The sequence below is a fragment of the Paenarthrobacter aurescens genome, assembly GCF_025421775.1.
In the GTDB taxonomy this organism is placed as follows: domain Bacteria; phylum Actinomycetota; class Actinomycetes; order Actinomycetales; family Micrococcaceae; genus Arthrobacter; species Arthrobacter aurescens_B.
The window spans coordinates 148,228-163,387 of record NZ_JAOEFX010000006.1; the positions used below are offsets into that span (position 1 = coordinate 148,228).

At 62.7% G+C, this 15,160-nt stretch carries 11 protein-coding genes; all 11 read left to right on the forward strand.

What is annotated here, in order from left to right:
• Nucleotides 1–5 precede the first annotated feature (5 nt).
• The 11 genes from N7568_RS14295 to N7568_RS14345 all read left to right on the forward strand — a co-directional run bounded on the left by N7568_RS14295 (nt 6) and on the right by N7568_RS14345 (nt 15,115).
• On the forward strand, nt 6–947 hold the full coding sequence (locus N7568_RS14295) for an ABC transporter permease (RefSeq protein WP_026542293.1): 942 nt from the start codon (nt 6–8) through the stop codon (nt 945–947).
• On the forward strand, nt 944–2,818 hold the full coding sequence (locus N7568_RS14300) for a dipeptide/oligopeptide/nickel ABC transporter permease/ATP-binding protein (protein ID WP_261610463.1): 1,875 nt from the start codon (nt 944–946) through the stop codon (nt 2,816–2,818). The genes N7568_RS14295 and N7568_RS14300 overlap by 4 nt, the downstream gene beginning before the upstream one ends.
• Entirely contained in the window at nt 2,815–3,690 is an 876-nt protein-coding gene (locus tag N7568_RS14305; protein ID WP_261610464.1) for an ATP-binding cassette domain-containing protein, read from the forward strand. The genes N7568_RS14300 and N7568_RS14305 overlap by 4 nt, the downstream gene beginning before the upstream one ends.
• A 66-nt stretch (nt 3,691–3,756) precedes the next feature.
• The gene (locus N7568_RS14310) at nt 3,757–4,617 is read left to right on the forward strand and encodes a sugar phosphate isomerase/epimerase family protein (protein WP_261610465.1); all 861 of its coding nucleotides are present in this window, start codon (nt 3,757–3,759) and stop codon (nt 4,615–4,617) included.
• A gap of 26 nt (nt 4,618–4,643) precedes the next feature.
• Entirely contained in the window at nt 4,644–5,810 is a 1,167-nt protein-coding gene (locus N7568_RS14315) for a Gfo/Idh/MocA family protein (RefSeq protein WP_261610466.1), read from the forward strand.
• Between the two features lie 77 nt (nt 5,811–5,887).
• Nucleotides 5,888–6,934, forward strand: coding sequence for a LacI family DNA-binding transcriptional regulator (locus tag N7568_RS14320; RefSeq protein ID WP_261610467.1), 1,047 nt, complete (start codon nt 5,888–5,890; stop codon nt 6,932–6,934).
• A gap of 92 nt (nt 6,935–7,026) precedes the next feature.
• Nucleotides 7,027–8,433, forward strand: coding sequence for a glucuronate isomerase (uxaC, locus tag N7568_RS14325; RefSeq protein WP_261610468.1), 1,407 nt, complete (start codon nt 7,027–7,029; stop codon nt 8,431–8,433).
• The gene (locus tag N7568_RS14330) at nt 8,430–9,794 is read left to right on the forward strand and encodes a mannitol dehydrogenase family protein (protein ID WP_261610469.1); all 1,365 of its coding nucleotides are present in this window, start codon (nt 8,430–8,432) and stop codon (nt 9,792–9,794) included. Before uxaC ends, N7568_RS14330 begins: the two co-directional genes overlap by 4 nt.
• A gap of 256 nt (nt 9,795–10,050) precedes the next feature.
• Nucleotides 10,051–11,478 (forward strand): glucuronide transporter, encoded by a 1,428-nt coding sequence (gene uidB, locus N7568_RS14335; protein ID WP_261610470.1) that lies wholly within the window; start codon nt 10,051–10,053, stop codon nt 11,476–11,478.
• Between the two features lie 147 nt (nt 11,479–11,625).
• Nucleotides 11,626–12,855 carry a D-mannonate dehydratase ManD gene (gene manD / locus N7568_RS14340; protein WP_261610471.1) on the forward strand — a complete coding sequence of 410 codons (1,230 nt, stop codon included), beginning with the start codon at nt 11,626–11,628 and terminating at the stop codon, nt 12,853–12,855.
• Between the two features lie 28 nt (nt 12,856–12,883).
• A complete protein-coding gene (locus N7568_RS14345; RefSeq protein WP_261610624.1) occupies nt 12,884–15,115 on the forward strand; it encodes a gluconokinase, GntK/IdnK-type in 2,232 nt (743 codons plus the stop codon).
• Nucleotides 15,116–15,160 lie beyond the last annotated feature (45 nt).

Here is a 15,160-nt window from a genome sequence, read left to right on the forward strand (position 1 = left end):
AACCCATGATCAAGTTCATTGCGAAAAGATTGGGCAGTGGTCTGGTGGTGTTGTTCGTAGTCTCGGTCCTCACCTTCACCCTGCTGTACACCTCCAGCGGAAGTATCGCCCAAAACATCCTGGGCGATCAGGCAACACCGGAACAGGTTGCCTTGAAGGAACAGGAACTGGGACTCGACCAGCCGCTCTTTGTCCGTTACTTCGCCTGGCTGGGCGATGCCCTGACAGGCAACCTTGGAGCTTCCTGGTTCACCTCGGAGCCGGTGGCCAACTCCCTGGCCACCCGTATCCCGGTCACCATGACCATGGTTTTCACCGCAATGATCCTGATCGCCATCTGCGCAGCACTGATCGGTGTTGCCGCAGCCGTGAAGCGCGGCTGGGTGGACAGGGTGGTCCAGATCGGCGCGATCGTGGGGGACTCCATTCCCGGGTATGTGATCGGCGTGTTCCTGGTAACCATCCTGGCCATCCAGCTGGGCTTCTTCCCCGCCACCAGCACCATCTCTCCGGAGGTGGGGCCGGAGGCCTGGGTCTACTCCATGACCCTCCCGGTGATCGCTTTGCTGATCAACGGCGTGACTGGCGGCGCACAGCAGATCCGCTCCGCAGTCATCAAACAGCTTGAGCGTGACTACGTCCGGACGTTGCGCAGCCGCGGCATTGGAGAGCGAGAAATCCTCTTCAAGCACGTGCTCCGCAGCGCGGCACCTGCAGGCTTGACGGTGTTGAGCCTGCAACTGATCGGCATGCTGGGCGGCGTAGTGATCATCGAGCAGATCTTCGCCCTCCCGGGCATGGGTCCGCTGGCTGTTGCCGCTACCACCCAAACCGATCTTCCCGTGGTCATGGGAGTGGTGATGTACACCGTGGTGGTGGTCATCGTCGTGAACCTCCTGGTGGACATCCTCAATGGTTGGCTCAACCCGAAAGTGCGTGTCTCATGAGCGACTCCGTAGATTCAACAGCAGCAACAGCTGCAGTCACCGGCCTTGCGGCCAAGACAGGCCAGAGCGGCACGGTGGTCCGTTCCACCGTGATGCGCCGCCTCCTGAAAAACCCCATGGGCATCGCCTCGCTGGTGATCCTGCTGACGATCGCTGCGCTGGCCATCCTGGCGCCGGTGATCGCGCCCTTCGAAGAGAACTTCGCCAACATTTCCAAGACCCTGGCCGCCCCGGATTCAGTGAACATCCTGGGCACGGACAGTGCAGGACGCGACACCTGGAGCCGCCTGCTCTTCGGTGCGCAGCTGACGTTGTTGTCTGCCCTTTTGTGTGCGGGTGTTGCGATCGCCATCGGACTCCCGGCGGGCCTCATCGCCGGCTACTACGCAGGCAAATTCGAGGCCGTTTCCAACTGGGTAGTCAGCATCCTCATGAGCCTGCCCGGCCTGATCGTCCTGCTCACCATCCGCGCAGCCTTCGGACCGTCGGTATGGATTTCCATGATCGCCTTTGGTGTCCTCATCAGCCCGTCGTATTTCCGGTTGACCCGGACCGCAGTCCAGTCGGTCCGCAACGAGCTCTACGTCGACGCTGCCCGGGTTTCCGGTCTTTCGGACCTGAGCATCATCGCCCGCCACATCTTCTCCGTGGTCCGCGCACCCATCATCATCCAAACCGCCGCCATCGCCGGGGTTGCCATCGCCATCCAGTCCGGACTCGAATTCCTGGGCCTGGGCGATCCCACCAAAGCCACCTGGGGCGTCATGCTCTCTGAAGGCTTCAAGAACGTCTACCTCACCCCGATTCTGCTGCTCTGGCCGGCACTGGCCATGGCGCTCACCATCGGAGGACTGGTCCTTCTGGGCAACGCCATCCGCGACGCCCTGGAAGACGGCGAAAAGATCAAGCACCGCAAGAAGGTTGTCTCTTCTGCGAGCACGACGCCGGACCCCGCCAAGGCGCGACAGTCACGGAAGTCCGTGGCCGCCGTCGACGCCGGAACCGAGCACCACCTGGTCAAGGTGACCAACCTCGGCGTCGGCTATCCGCAGGCTGACGGTTCCATCAAGAAGGTAGTGGACGATGTTTCCTTCCACGTGGACCGCGGCGAGATCCTTGGCATCGTGGGCGAGTCGGGTTCGGGTAAGTCCCAGACCGCGTTCTCCATCCTGGGCCTGCTGCCGGACAACGCCCGGATTGTGGGCGGTTCCATCCAGTTCGACGGCAACTACACGGTGGCCCCCGGCGATGACCGCGTCAACCAGGAACGGCTGTCCAAGCTGCGTGGCAAGCGGATCTCCTACATTCCGCAGGAACCCATGAGCAACCTTGACCCGGCATTCACCATCGGCTACCAGCTGGTCACGCCCATGGTCCGTGTCCTGGGAATCTCCAAGGCAGAAGCCCGCCAGCGTGCGCTCAAGCTGCTCACCGACGTCGGCATTGCCAACCCGGAACGCACTTTCAACGCCTACCCCCACGAGGTCTCCGGCGGAATGGCCCAGCGCGTGCTGATTGCCGGTGCCATCAGCTGCGAACCGGACCTGGTGATCGCTGACGAACCCACCACCGCACTCGATGTCACCGTGCAGGCAGATGTGTTGGACCTGCTCCGCGAACTGCAGCAACGGCTGAACATCGGCGTGATCCTGGTGACCCACAACTTCGGAGTTGTTGCCGACCTCTGCGACCGTGTGGCCGTGATGCAGAACGGGCGGCTCGTGGAAGAAGGCACGGTCCGGGACATTCTCCGGAACCCGAAAGAGCCGTACACGCAGACCCTGCTGGGATCCATGCTCGAAGGAAAGACCCCCATGACCATGCTTGTGTCACAGCCTGGATCAGCAGCACAGAAGGAGCCTGTCGCATGAGTGCCGCAGACAAGTCCCCGCTCCTCTCAGTGGAGAACCTGGTGGTGGAGTACCCCAGCAAGCGGTTCCGGGCCAAGCCCTTCCGAGCGTTGACGGACATCAACATCACCATCGGCCAGGGCGAAACCCTGGGCCTGGTGGGGGAGTCCGGTTCGGGCAAGACCACCCTTGGCCGCGCCGTCCTGGGCCTGGCCCCGGTCACCGCCGGAAAGGTGATCTTCGAGGGCAACGACATCAGCAACGCCTCCCGAAAGGAACGCCGCACGCTCAGCCGGGACCTGCAAGTGGTGTTCCAGGACCCGTACACCTCGCTGAACCCGGCGTTGGAGATCGGCGACATCCTGGCTGAACCGTTGGGGGTGCAGGGCATGGAACCCACCGCTGCGAAGAAGCGTGTCAAGGAACTCCTGGACCAGGTGGGCCTGCCGACGGACGCCATCCACCGGCTGCCACGCGAGTTCAGCGGTGGCCAGCGCCAACGCGTTGCAATTGCCCGGGCACTTGCCCTGTCTCCGAAGCTGATTGTCTGCGATGAGCCCGTGAGCGCACTCGACCTCTCCACCCAGGCCCGCGTGCTGGACCTCTTCCTGCAGATCCAAAAGGACACCGGCGTTTCCTACCTGTTCGTCTCGCACGACCTCGACGTCGTGCGGCACATCAGCCACCGTGTGGCCGTCATGTACCACGGCGAAATTGTGGAACAAGGCCCCGCGGAGATCGTCACCCGCGATCCCGAACACCCCTACACGCAGCGGCTTTTGCTCGCATCGCCCGTGCCCGATCCGGACCGGCAGGAACAACGCCGCGCAGACCGGCACCGGCTGATGGCCACCCAACGTAACCAGATTGAACAAGCGGGTGCCGTGGCCTGATGGCCGGCGGCACCGAGCAGAACCCACGCGGCCCCTTAACTGTGGCCGGAAAGTTTGGAGGAAAAAGTGGCCACAATAGGCGTACAGGCGATGATGTTGAAGGACAGCTTCGCCGAAGTTGGAGCGTTTGAGACCCTGCGGAAAGTGAACGCAATCGGGTACAACGCGGTGGAGATCTCCCAGATCCCCATGACACCGGAAAATGTTGACGAGTTGGACCGCTCACGCTCGGAGCTGGGCATGGATATTGCGGCCCTCTCCGTGAATGTGGAAGGCCGCAAGGGCATGCCCGTCGAATCCCTTGCGGACAACTTCGACAAGATTGTGGATGACGCGAAGCGACTGGACACCTCGCTGCTGCGGATTGGCATGCTGCCGTTCGGGGCCATGAAGTCCCTGGAGGCCGTGGTTGACTTCGCCAAGCAGGCAAACGGTTATGCCGAGCGGCTCCAGGAGCAGGGCATCAGTCTCTACTATCACAACCACCACATCGAGTTTGCGAAGTTCGACGGCAAATACATGCTGGACATCATCGCGGAAAACTCTCCGGCCATGGGCATGGAAATCGACGTGCACTGGGTTCAGCGCGGCGGGCTGGACCCGGTCCGGACACTTGAAAAGTACTCGGGACGCACAGCAATGGTCCACTTGAAGGATTACAGGATCGGGCAAATGCCGGAATCGTCCTTCGACCTCCTGGAAAAGGGCGACTTCCCCGGCTTCATGGCCGAGTTCAAGAACGTGGTGCAGTTCGCTGAGGTGGGCGAGGGAAACCTGGATTTCCCGTCAATCGTGCCCGCAGCGGTGGCCGCCGGCGCCCAGTACCTCTTGGTGGAGCAGGACGAACTGTACGGCCGCACTGTATGGGATGCCCTCCAGACCTCGTACGACAACCTGGTGGCCATGGGCCACGCCGACCTTTTCTAGATTATTCACCACAGGAGAATGCATTCATGAGCAAGAAAGTACGCCTCGGCATCATCGGCCTGGGCCAGCAGGGTGGCGCCTACGCCAGGTTCATCAAGGACGGCACCGTCACCAACATGGAGATCGGCGCCATCTGCGACGTCGATCCCGCCAAGAAGGAACTGGCAGCATCCCAGTATCCGGGCGTTCCGTTCTACGACGACTACCTGGCGATGCTTGAAAGCGGCTCCGTGGACGCAATTGTCACCTGCGTCCCCCACTTCCTGCATCCCGAGATGGGCATTGAGTCGCTCAAGCGCAACATCCACGCGCTGGTGGAGAAGCCTGCCGGGGTGTACACCAAGCAGGTCAAGGAACTGAACGAGTTCGCTGCATCCAAGCCGGAGCTTTCCTTCGGCATCATGTTCAACCAGCGCAACAACCCGCTGTACAAGAGGCTCAAGGAAATCGTTGATAACGGCGAGATCGGCAGTATCCGGCGCACCAACTGGATCATCACCAACTGGTGGCGACCGCAGGGCTACTACAACTCCAGTGAGTGGCGCGCAACGTGGGGCGGCGAAGGCGGCGGAGTCCTGGTCAACCAGGCACCGCACCAGCTGGACCTCTGGCAGTGGATCTGCGGCGTCCCCAAGTCCGTGTACTCCAAGGTGGCGTACGGTTTCCGCCGCGACATCGCCGTCGAGGATGAGGTCACCGCAGTAGTTGATTATGGCGACGGCGCCACGGGCGTTTTCGTGACAGCCACCCACGACATCGTGGGAACCGACCGCTTCGAAATCCTGGGCGACCAAGGCAAGATCGTGGTGGAAGACAGCAAGGTTGCCACGGTAACGCGCCTGGTCAAGCCGGAACGCGAACTCAGCGATTCCATGGACATGGACGATGTCCGGAAGCTCTTCATGGGCCAACTGAACCGCGACGAGTTTTACAGCACCGAGGTCATCGAGTTCGAATCTGTCTGGGGTGGCCAGCACGCCGGCGTCCTGGAGAACTTTGCTGCCAACATCCTGGACGGCACCCCGCTGCTCGCCCCGGGATCGGACGGCATCAACGGTGTCCGCCTCGCCAACGCCATCCACCTCTCCAGCTGGACCGGCAAGGAAGTCTCCCTGGACTTCGACGAGGATGAATTCCTGCAGGAGTTGAACAAGCGAATCAGCGAAGAAGGCAAGTTCCCCGAGCGCTCCTGACTCCTTCGGAACAGGCCGGCTGCCACCATTCTTTGGCAACCGGCCTGTTTTGTTGCCACGAGGTCTACGATGGAGCGGTGACCGACGTGACGAGCCCCGGAGCAGCAACCGCACCCGCCAAACGTGGACGGGGCGAGAAATCCTCCGCCACCATCTACGACATCGCCAAGCTTGCGGGGGTGAACCCCTCCACGGTGTCCCGCGCCCTCAGCAAGCCGGGCAGGGTCAGTGCCAAGACCCAGAAAATCATCGAGGACGCAGCAGCGGAACTGAACTACCAGGTGAACCCTTTCGCCCGCGCACTCCCTACGGGACGCACGCAGACCATTGGGTTGATCGTCGCGGACATCACCAACCCCACGTTCTTCGACATCATCCGTGGCGCCGAGACCACCGGATCAGCCCGCGATTACACGCTGGTCCTGGCAGAATCCGCTGAGTCGCCGGAGACTGAAGTCACTGCCGCCCGGCGCCTGCTCAGCACGGTGGACGGCCTCATCCTGGCCAGCCCACGCATGGATGATGACCACATTCGCGCCCTGGCAGCGGACAAGCCCGTTGCCGTCATTAACCGCGAGATCCGAGGTGTCCCTTGCGTCGTCCCGGACGTCAACAAGGGCATCAGCGAAGCTGTTCGCAGCTTGGCGGCCAATGGACACGAAAAGCTCGCCTACGTTGCCGGCCCCAAGCAATCGTGGATGACCGCCCGCCGTTGGGAGGGCGTCAAGGCAGCATGCGAATGGTCCAAACTGGATGCCGTCCGCCTGGAGTCGTCCAAGCCAACGGTCGACGGCGGCAGGCAGGTTGCGCGCGACGTCCTGGACAGCGGGGCGACGGCGGTGATCACCTACAACGACCTCCTCGCCATTGGCTTGATGCAGGAACTCCAGGCCGGCGGGATGCGTGTCCCGGACCAGATCAGCATTGTTGGCTTCGACGACATCTTCGGGGCCGACTTCACCACGCCGGCCCTGACCACGGTTCGCTCGCCGTTGGGGGAGTGCGGCACCCGCGCAGTCACCATCCTTTTGGATATGTTGCAGGGCCATGATGCCCCCGACGAAGCTGTCCGGGTGGAAACGGAACTCGTGGTGCGTGGCTCGAGCGGCAGGCTCCTGGCGTAGCTCTCCGGCCACGGAGCAGTGCAGGTTGCAACGAAATGGCAATATTTGGCAACCGGTTGACAAGAGGGGAACCCGGACCGCAAGATTGACCTATGTCACAGTCCATTGCCGCACACCCTGACAGGCTCCTGCCCGCAGATCCCGGAACCCGCAGCATCGCGCGCTCCCTGCTGGAACGCGTCCAGGACCTGCCCATCATTTCGCCGCACGGCCACGTTGACGCCGCTGTCATCGAACAGAACACGCCTTTCCCCGATCCTGCTGCGCTCCTGGTCAGCCCCGACCACTACGTCACCCGGCTGATCCACGCCAACGGTGTTCCGATGGACCAGTTGCTGGCCGGAACCTCTTCGGCTCCGGAATCACGGGAGATCTGGCGGCAGTTCGTCGATGCCTGGCCGCTCTTCGAGGGCACGGCTTCGGGGTACTGGCTGCGCACCCAGTTCGATGACGTTTTCAAGCTCGGCGCCGACCTCAGCGAGATGCCGGCCGACGCCAGCTACGACGCGATCGCCGCAAAGCTGGTGGAGCCGGACTTCCGTCCGCGGCAGCTGTTCAAGGACTTCAACATCGAAGTCCTGGCCACCACGGACGATCCCCTGGACAACCTGGCCAGCCATAAAGCCCTCACCGAGGACCCCAGCTTCAACGGGCGGGTCTTGCCCACCTTCCGTCCGGATGCCTACCTGAATGTGGCCCACCCCAACTGGAACACGAACGTAGACCGGCTCATCGAAACCGCGGCCGGCGGCGTCACTGGCTACGCCGGCTACATCGCAGCCCTGGAAAACCGCCGTCGTTATTTTGTGGAGCATGGCGCGGTCTCCGCGGACCATGGAGTCCGAACGCCCGCCACACTCAAACTCGATCCTGCCGAAGCCGAAGCCCTCTTTGAGAAGGCGCGCGCCGGCAAGGCGACAGCTGAAGACCGCGATGCGTTCGAGGCCCACATGATGTACCAGATGGCCCGCATGTCCGTGCAGGACGGCTTGGTCATGACCATCCACCCGGGGTCGTACCGCAACCACCACGGCCCGACGTTCGAGACCTTCGGCGCCGACACCGGGCACGACATTCCGTTCGCGGTGAATTACACCGAGGCTATCCGGCCGCTGCTGCAGGACTTCGGCACGGCCAAGGACTTCCACCTGGTGCTCTTCACGCTGGATGAGACCGTCTTCTCCCGCGAACTGGCGCCGCTGGCCGGCTTCTACCCGTCTGTTTACATCGGCGCACCCTGGTGGTTCCTCGACGCGCCCGACGCCATGCTGCGCTTCCGCTCAGCAGTTACCGAGACCGCCGGTTTCTCGCGCTCTTCAGGTTTCATCGACGACACCCGCGCGTTCTGCTCCATCCCCGCAAGGCACGACGCCTCCCGCAGGATCGAAGCGTCCTTCCTGGCGCGTCTTGTGGCCGAGCACCGCGTCACCGAGGACCGCGCGCACGAGTTGATCCTCGACGTCGTCGATTCCTCGCCCCGCAGGGTGTTCAAGCTATGAGCGCCGAGCTTCCGCGCCTCAGCCGCGACGTGTCGCCCGCTGCCACAGCGCCAGTCCGGATGGTGCATCTTGGCTTGGGCGCCTTCCACCGTTCACACCAGGCGTGGTACACGCAGCATGCCGGCGACGCGGGGGAGTGGGGCATTGCCGCGTTCACTGGCCGCCGCCCGGACGCCGCCGAAGTCCTCGCCGCCCAAGACGGACTGTTCACGGTGGTGGAACGCTCGGATGCGGGCGATTCCTTTGAGACGGTGGGGAGTATCGTCGAGGCCGTCGATGGCGCCAACGTGGACCGTTTGGTGGAACTGCTGGCGTCGTCGGGGACGGCTGTGGTCACGCTGACCATCACGGAGGCAGCCTACGCATTCGGCGCCAACGACGTTCCGCTGCTGGTTTCCGGTGAAAAACCCACGACGCCGTTGGGTCGCTTGGTCCGTGGCCTCGCCGCACGCAGGGACGCCGACGCCGGTCCCCTCGCCATCGTTTCCTGCGACAACCTCTCGGACAACGGGAAAGTCGCACGGAAGGGCGTGCTGGACATTGCCCACCCGTTCGATGCAGGGCTTGCCGCCTGGATCGAAGCCAACGTCAGTTTCGTCAGCACGTCCGTGGACCGGATCACGCCGCGCACCACCGAGGCAGACCTCGCCTTGGTGGCTGAAAGGTGCGGGTACAGGGATGAAGCGCCGGTGGTTACAGAGCCTTTCCACAACTGGGTTCTCAGCGGTGATTTCCCCGCCGGACGACCACGGTGGGAAGATGCCGGTGCTGTGTTCGTGGACGCCATCGAGCCCTACGAGAACCGCAAACTGTGGCTCCTCAATGGAGCCCACTCCATCCTGGCCTATGCCGGTCAGTTGCGTGGGCATACCACTGTGGCCGAAGCACTGGCCGATGCTGTGTGCCGCGACGCGGTGGAGGAGTTCTGGGAAGAAGCCTCCCGCCATCTTTCCGGCGAAGAGTTGCGGATTCCCGAGTACCGGGCCGCATTGCTGGAGCGCTTTGGCAACTCACGGATCGCGCACCATTTGGCCCAGATCGCGATGGACGCCAGCACCAAGTTGCGGATGCGGGCCATCCCCGTGCTCCGCGCTGAGCGTGATGCGGGCCGGAGCGGTGAGGGTGCTGCCAGGATGATCGCGGTGTGGGTCGCATTTGTGGCGGGCAATCCCGGGCTGCAGGACCCGCAATCGGATGCCGTCGCTGAGGCCAGCCGGCTTTCCGGCGTCGAGCGTACCGCTGCCCTTGTGGCGTTGCTTGATACCGGGCTTGCCGGGGATCCCGCGGTTGTGGAGCTCATCCAGAAGCTCAGCGCAGGCTTCGCTTCTGTGGTTCCCGCGAAGACAGGCACCGCGGCGTAGGGCTTTTTTAGGATTCGGCACCCGATTGCGTGCCCAGGCTGTCCGGAGTTCACCGGCAACTTGGGCCGCCGGCGTTTAACCGGGCAGCGCGCTGAAACAGGTGTAAAACTTTCAAGGAAATACTGCGGCAACCGATTGCCAAAACCTTGCCAAAGTGATTAGGCTTACAACAGCTGCACAACCGAGCCGCCAGTTCCAGTGATCCACTGTCGAGTCGACTCGGACCGCAATGACGCGAAGGGTAAAGGAGCCCGCATTGAAAAAGCTCAGCAAACTCAGCATCGCCGGCTATGGTGCCGGCGACGCCGCCAATAATCTCGCCTTCACCACTGCCACCATGTTCCTGTTGGTTTACTACACGGATGTTGCTGGAATCTCGGCTGCCGCGGCAGGCACCCTGCTCCTGGTGGTCAGGATCTTCGACGCCTTCGCCGATGTTTTCGCCGGACGGATGGTGGACCGGAGCTACAGCAAACGCTTTGGGAAGTTCCGTCCGTTCATCATGTTCGGTTCCATCCCGTTGCTGCTCCTCAGCGTGGCCACGTTTTCCGTGCCGCAGCTGGGCGAAACGGGAACTTTGCTCTACGCCTACGTGACGTACGCGGCCCTTGGCCTGGCGTATTCCTTGGTCAACATTCCCTACGGGTCGCTGGCCGGAGCGATGACCCAGGATCCGGGGGACCGGGCCAAGCTTGGCTCGGCCCGCACGGTGGGGGCGCTGCTGGTCGGTTCCGCCCTGGGAATCTTCGTGGCTCCACTGATCAAGCCCGGCGCGGATCTCCAGTCCACGTTCACCACCATCACGCTGGCTTTTGTGGTGATCGGTGCGGCGCTGTACTTCTTCACCGTCCTCACTGCCAAGGAACGCGTTCACCGTTCGGTGCCCAACGTTTCCTTCAAGCAGAGCATGGATACTCTGAAGACCAACCGCCCTCTGCTGATGCTGTGCCTGAGCAGCTTCCTCTTCCTGACCGGCTACATGGCCTTGTCCTCCGTGCAGCTGTACTACCTGCGCGACGTCCTGGGCCGCTTGGATCTCTACCCGGTGCTGGCAATCGTCCAGCTGGTCATGACGCTGGCCCTGGCACCCCTCATGCCGCGGTTGGTCCACAAGCTCGGCAAGAAGAACGTCTACATCACGGCGGGAGCCCTGTCCATGGCGGGTGGGATCATCGTCTTCCTCTCGCCTTCCTCCATGGTCTGGGTTGGATTCTCTGGTCTGGTGATCAGCCTGATGGGCGTCATGGCCGTGAACATCGTGGTGTGGGCCTTGGAGGCAGACACGGTGGAGTACGGCGAGTGGAAGACGGGCGTACGCACCGAAGGAATCACTTATGCGCTGTTCTCCTTCACGCGGAAGACGGGCCAGGCTGTTGGTGGCGCCCTGGCCGCCTATTGCCTCGCTGTCGGAGGATACAAGTCGGGGGCTGTCCAGACCGCTGAAGCCTTGTCTGGAATCCAGTTCGCGGCGGGCGCCCTTCCGGCCGTGATGACCATCCTGGCCATTGTCGTCATGCTCAAATACAAGCTCACAGATTCGCTGCACGCCCGGATTGTCGGGGAGATCAGGGCCCGCCGGAGACTCGAAGGGTCCGGCGATGAGGCTCCTGGCCAAGGGGGTGGGCCGAGTGTTCAGGCCCAGGCCGGTGACCGTTCTTCAGCGCTGGATCATTCCCGGCACTAACCGCTCCCAACGCGCATTATTCCTCTTAAAGGCAACCGGTTGCCAATCATGGCAATCCAACCTAACATCGTATGTAAACCCTGGGCGCACGTCGCATCCCAATGAGAGTGCACCCCTCTACTCAGCCCGATCCCGAAAGGAAAAGCTGTGAAAATCATTGCCGCTGACGTCTTCGTGACCAGCCCCTCCCGCAACTTCGTTACCCTCCGCATCACCACGGAGGACGGTGTAACGGGCATTGGAGACGCGACTCTCAACGGCCGTGAACTCGCGGTTGCCGCTTACCTCAAGGAGCACGTCGCGCAGCTGCTGATCGGCAAGGATCCGCACCGGATCGAGGACACCTGGCAGTTCCTCTACCGCAGCTCGTACTGGCGCCGCGGCCCGGTCACCATGGCGGCCATTGCCGCCGTCGATATGGCGCTGTGGGACATCAAGGGCAAGATCGCCGGCATGCCGGTGTACCAGTTGCTCGGTGGTGCGTCCCGCAACGGGCTGCGTGCCTACGGCCACGCCTCGGGTGCTGACATTCCCTCGCTGTTCGACTCTGTCCGCGAGCACTTGGAGCTGGGCTACAAGTCCATCCGCATCCAGACCGCGATCCCCGGCATTAAGGCCGTCTATGGAGTGGCCGCCCAGGCCCAGGCTTCGGGTGAACGTTACGACTACGAGCCCGCAGGCCGCGGCGCTTTCCCGCAGGAAGAAGACTGGGATACCCGGGCCTACCTTCGCCACCTGCCCACCGTCTTTGAAGCGGTCCGGAACGAGTTCGGCCCGGAGATCCCGCTGCTGCACGACGGCCACCACCGGATGACGCCCATCCAGGCAGCCAAGCTCGGCAAAGCCCTGGAGCCGTACGACCTCTTTTGGCTGGAGGACTGCACCCCGGCCGAGAATCAGGAAGGCCTGCGCCTGGTCCGCCAGCACACCACCACTCCGCTGGCCATCGGCGAAATCTTCAACACCGTGTTCGACTTCCAGACCCTCATCAAGGAACAGCTCATCGACTACGTCCGAGCAGCTTCCACGCACTTCGGCGGTATTTCACCTTTGAAGAAGGTCATGGACTTCGCGGCCCAGTATCAGATCAAGTCCGGCTTCCACGGCCCCACGGACATCTCCCCAGTGGGTTTCGCCGCCCAGTTGCACGTTGGCCTGGCCATCCACAACTACGGCATCCAGGAATACATGCAGCACTCAGACAAGACCAACGAGGTCTTCCAGCAGTCCATGACGTTCAAGGACGGCTACCTGCACCCCGGCGACAACCCCGGTATCGGCGTCGAATTCAACGAGGAAGCCGCCCTGGCGTTCCCGTACCAGCAGGCCTACCTGCCCTACAACCGCCTCGTGGACGGCACTGTTCATGATTGGTGATGTGAACCTTCGCCACCACATCGTGGTGATGGGCGTGGCCGGCTGCGGCAAGAGCACCATTGGTGCCGCCCTCGCCGAGCGGCTTGGCGCCGAATTTCTCGACGGCGATTCGCTGCACCCGCAGTCGAACATCGACAAGATGGCCTCGGGTACTCCGCTGAACGACGACGACCGCGCACCGTGGCTGGCCGAAATCGGACGGCGATTCCCGGCGTCGGACTCTGCCCTTGTCATCGCGTGCAGCGCGCTCAAGCGCTCGTACCGGGACATCATCCGCAGCGCCGATCCGTCAGTGGTGTTCGTGCATCTGCACGGCACCAGAGAGCTGCTGAACGCGCGCATGAATGCCCGCCCCGGACACTTCATGCCGGCCTCGTTGCTGGACTCGCAGCTGGCTACGCTGGAACCGTTGGAGGACAACGAAGCGGGGGTGGTTGTGAACATTGCCCAATCCGTGGAGGACATCGTGAATGAAGTGACCTCGGCCCTGAGCGGGATGGTGGAGGTGCCGGCCGGACCGTTCTCCGTGGACCTCAAAGCTGCTCCCTTCAACCTGGACGAAGCCGCTGTGGAGTGGGTGGAGAGCACCATCGGTTCCATGACGCTGGAAGAGAAGATCGGCCAGCTGTTCATCAACCACAACAACGACTATTCGCCGGAGTACCTCGACGGCGTGCTGGAGAACTTCCATGTGGGCGGCATGCGCTACCGGCCGGGCCCCTCTTCTGCCGTGCAGGAACACATCCGTTATGCCCAGTCCAAAACCCGGATCCCGCTGCTGATTGCCTCCAACCCGGAAATGGGCGGCGCCGGCAGTTGCGACGACGGCACCTTCGTTTCCACTCACCTGCAGGCGGGCTCGCACCCTGACAAGTCCATCGCCCGGCAGATGGGCCAGGTTGCCGGCGTCGAAACGGCTGCCCTCGGCTGCAACTGGGCGTTCGCGCCGATCGTGGATATCCACTACAACTGGCGGAACACCGTGATCTCCACGCGGGCGTTCGGCAACGCCCCGGAGATCGTGGTGGAGCGCGCCAAGGAGTACTTCGACGGCATCAGCGAATCACCCACGGTCTGCGCCATGAAGCACTTCCCGGGCGATGGCATCGATGAGCGTGACCAGCATGTGGTGACGTCGTACAACACCCTCGGTTTTGACGAGTGGAACAAGAGCTACGGGCACGTGTACCGCGAAATGATCGGGCACGGAGTGCAGTCCATCATGGTGGGCCACATTGGTGCGCCCGAAGTGTCCAGGCATTTCCGGCCGGGTTTGTCCGATGCTGAGATCCTTCCCGCTACCCTGGCGCCTGAGCTCCTGCAGGATCTGCTGCGCGGAGAGCTCGGCTTCAATGGACTGGTCCTGACGGACGCGTCGCTGATGGTCGGTCTGACGCAGGCGATGAAGCGGCGCGACCTTGTACCTGCGACCATCGCCGCGGGCTGCGACATGTTCCTGTTCTTCCGGAACCCATCGGAGGACTTTGGGTACATGCTGGATGGCTACAAGTCCGGCGTGATCACCGAGGGGCGATTGCAGGATGCGCTGCGGCGGATCCTTGGCTTGAAGGCGAGCCTTGGACTGCACCGTGCTTCCCGGGAATCGCTGGTTCCGTCGGCCGAGGCCTTGGCGGTGATCGGCAGTGAAGCCCACCGCGCCATCGCCGCCGACATCGCCGACAAGACCGTCACGCTGGTGAAGGACACGGCTGGTAACCTGCCGATTACGCCTCAGACCCATCCCCGGATACGCCTCTACGGCATCTCAGGTGGCGCCGACTTCACGCGGGCTGATCCGCTCGCGTACCTGGACACCGTCCGGGAAGAGCTGGAAGCGGCAGGTTTCGAGGTCAGCGTGTTCAAGACCGCCGAGCAGCGCGAAGCAGCAGGGGAGCCCGGCATGAACTTCATGCGGGTTTTGTCCGAGGAAGCCACGGGCGACTACGCGGACAGGTTTGACGCCGCTTTCGTCTTCGCCAATGTGAAGGGCTTCGCGCAAGAGGCTTCGATTCGGATCAAGTGGTCTTCGCCGATGGCTGCCGAGATTCCCTGGTACACCACGGAAGTTCCCACCGTGTTCGTCTCTTTGAACCAGCCAAACCACCTGATCGACGTGCCCATGGTCAAGACGGCCATCCACGCCCACGCAGGAACGCGCGAGGCCATTCGCGCAACCATCCGGAAAATCCAGGGCAAATCCGAATTCCAAGGAACGTTCAACCAAAACGTCTTCTGCGACTCGTTCGACACCCGTCTCTAACTCCCTGTTCCCAGCAGGGAAGAGTTCCTCCCCGCCATCACGGAG

Coding starts and splice junctions, on each gene's coding strand:
- N7568_RS14295 (WP_026542293.1), top strand. CDS start 6: ATGATCAAGTTCATTGCGAAAAGATTGGGCAGTGGTCTGGTGGTGTTG.
- N7568_RS14300 (WP_261610463.1), top strand. CDS start 944: ATGAGCGACTCCGTAGATTCAACAGCAGCAACAGCTGCAGTCACCGGC.
- N7568_RS14305 (WP_261610464.1), top strand. CDS start 2,815: ATGAGTGCCGCAGACAAGTCCCCGCTCCTCTCAGTGGAGAACCTGGTG.
- N7568_RS14315 (WP_261610466.1), top strand. CDS start 4,644: ATGAGCAAGAAAGTACGCCTCGGCATCATCGGCCTGGGCCAGCAGGGT.
- uxaC (WP_261610468.1), top strand. CDS start 7,027: ATGTCACAGTCCATTGCCGCACACCCTGACAGGCTCCTGCCCGCAGAT.
- N7568_RS14330 (WP_261610469.1), top strand. CDS start 8,430: ATGAGCGCCGAGCTTCCGCGCCTCAGCCGCGACGTGTCGCCCGCTGCC.
- N7568_RS14345 (WP_261610624.1), top strand. CDS start 12,884: ATGGGCGTGGCCGGCTGCGGCAAGAGCACCATTGGTGCCGCCCTCGCC.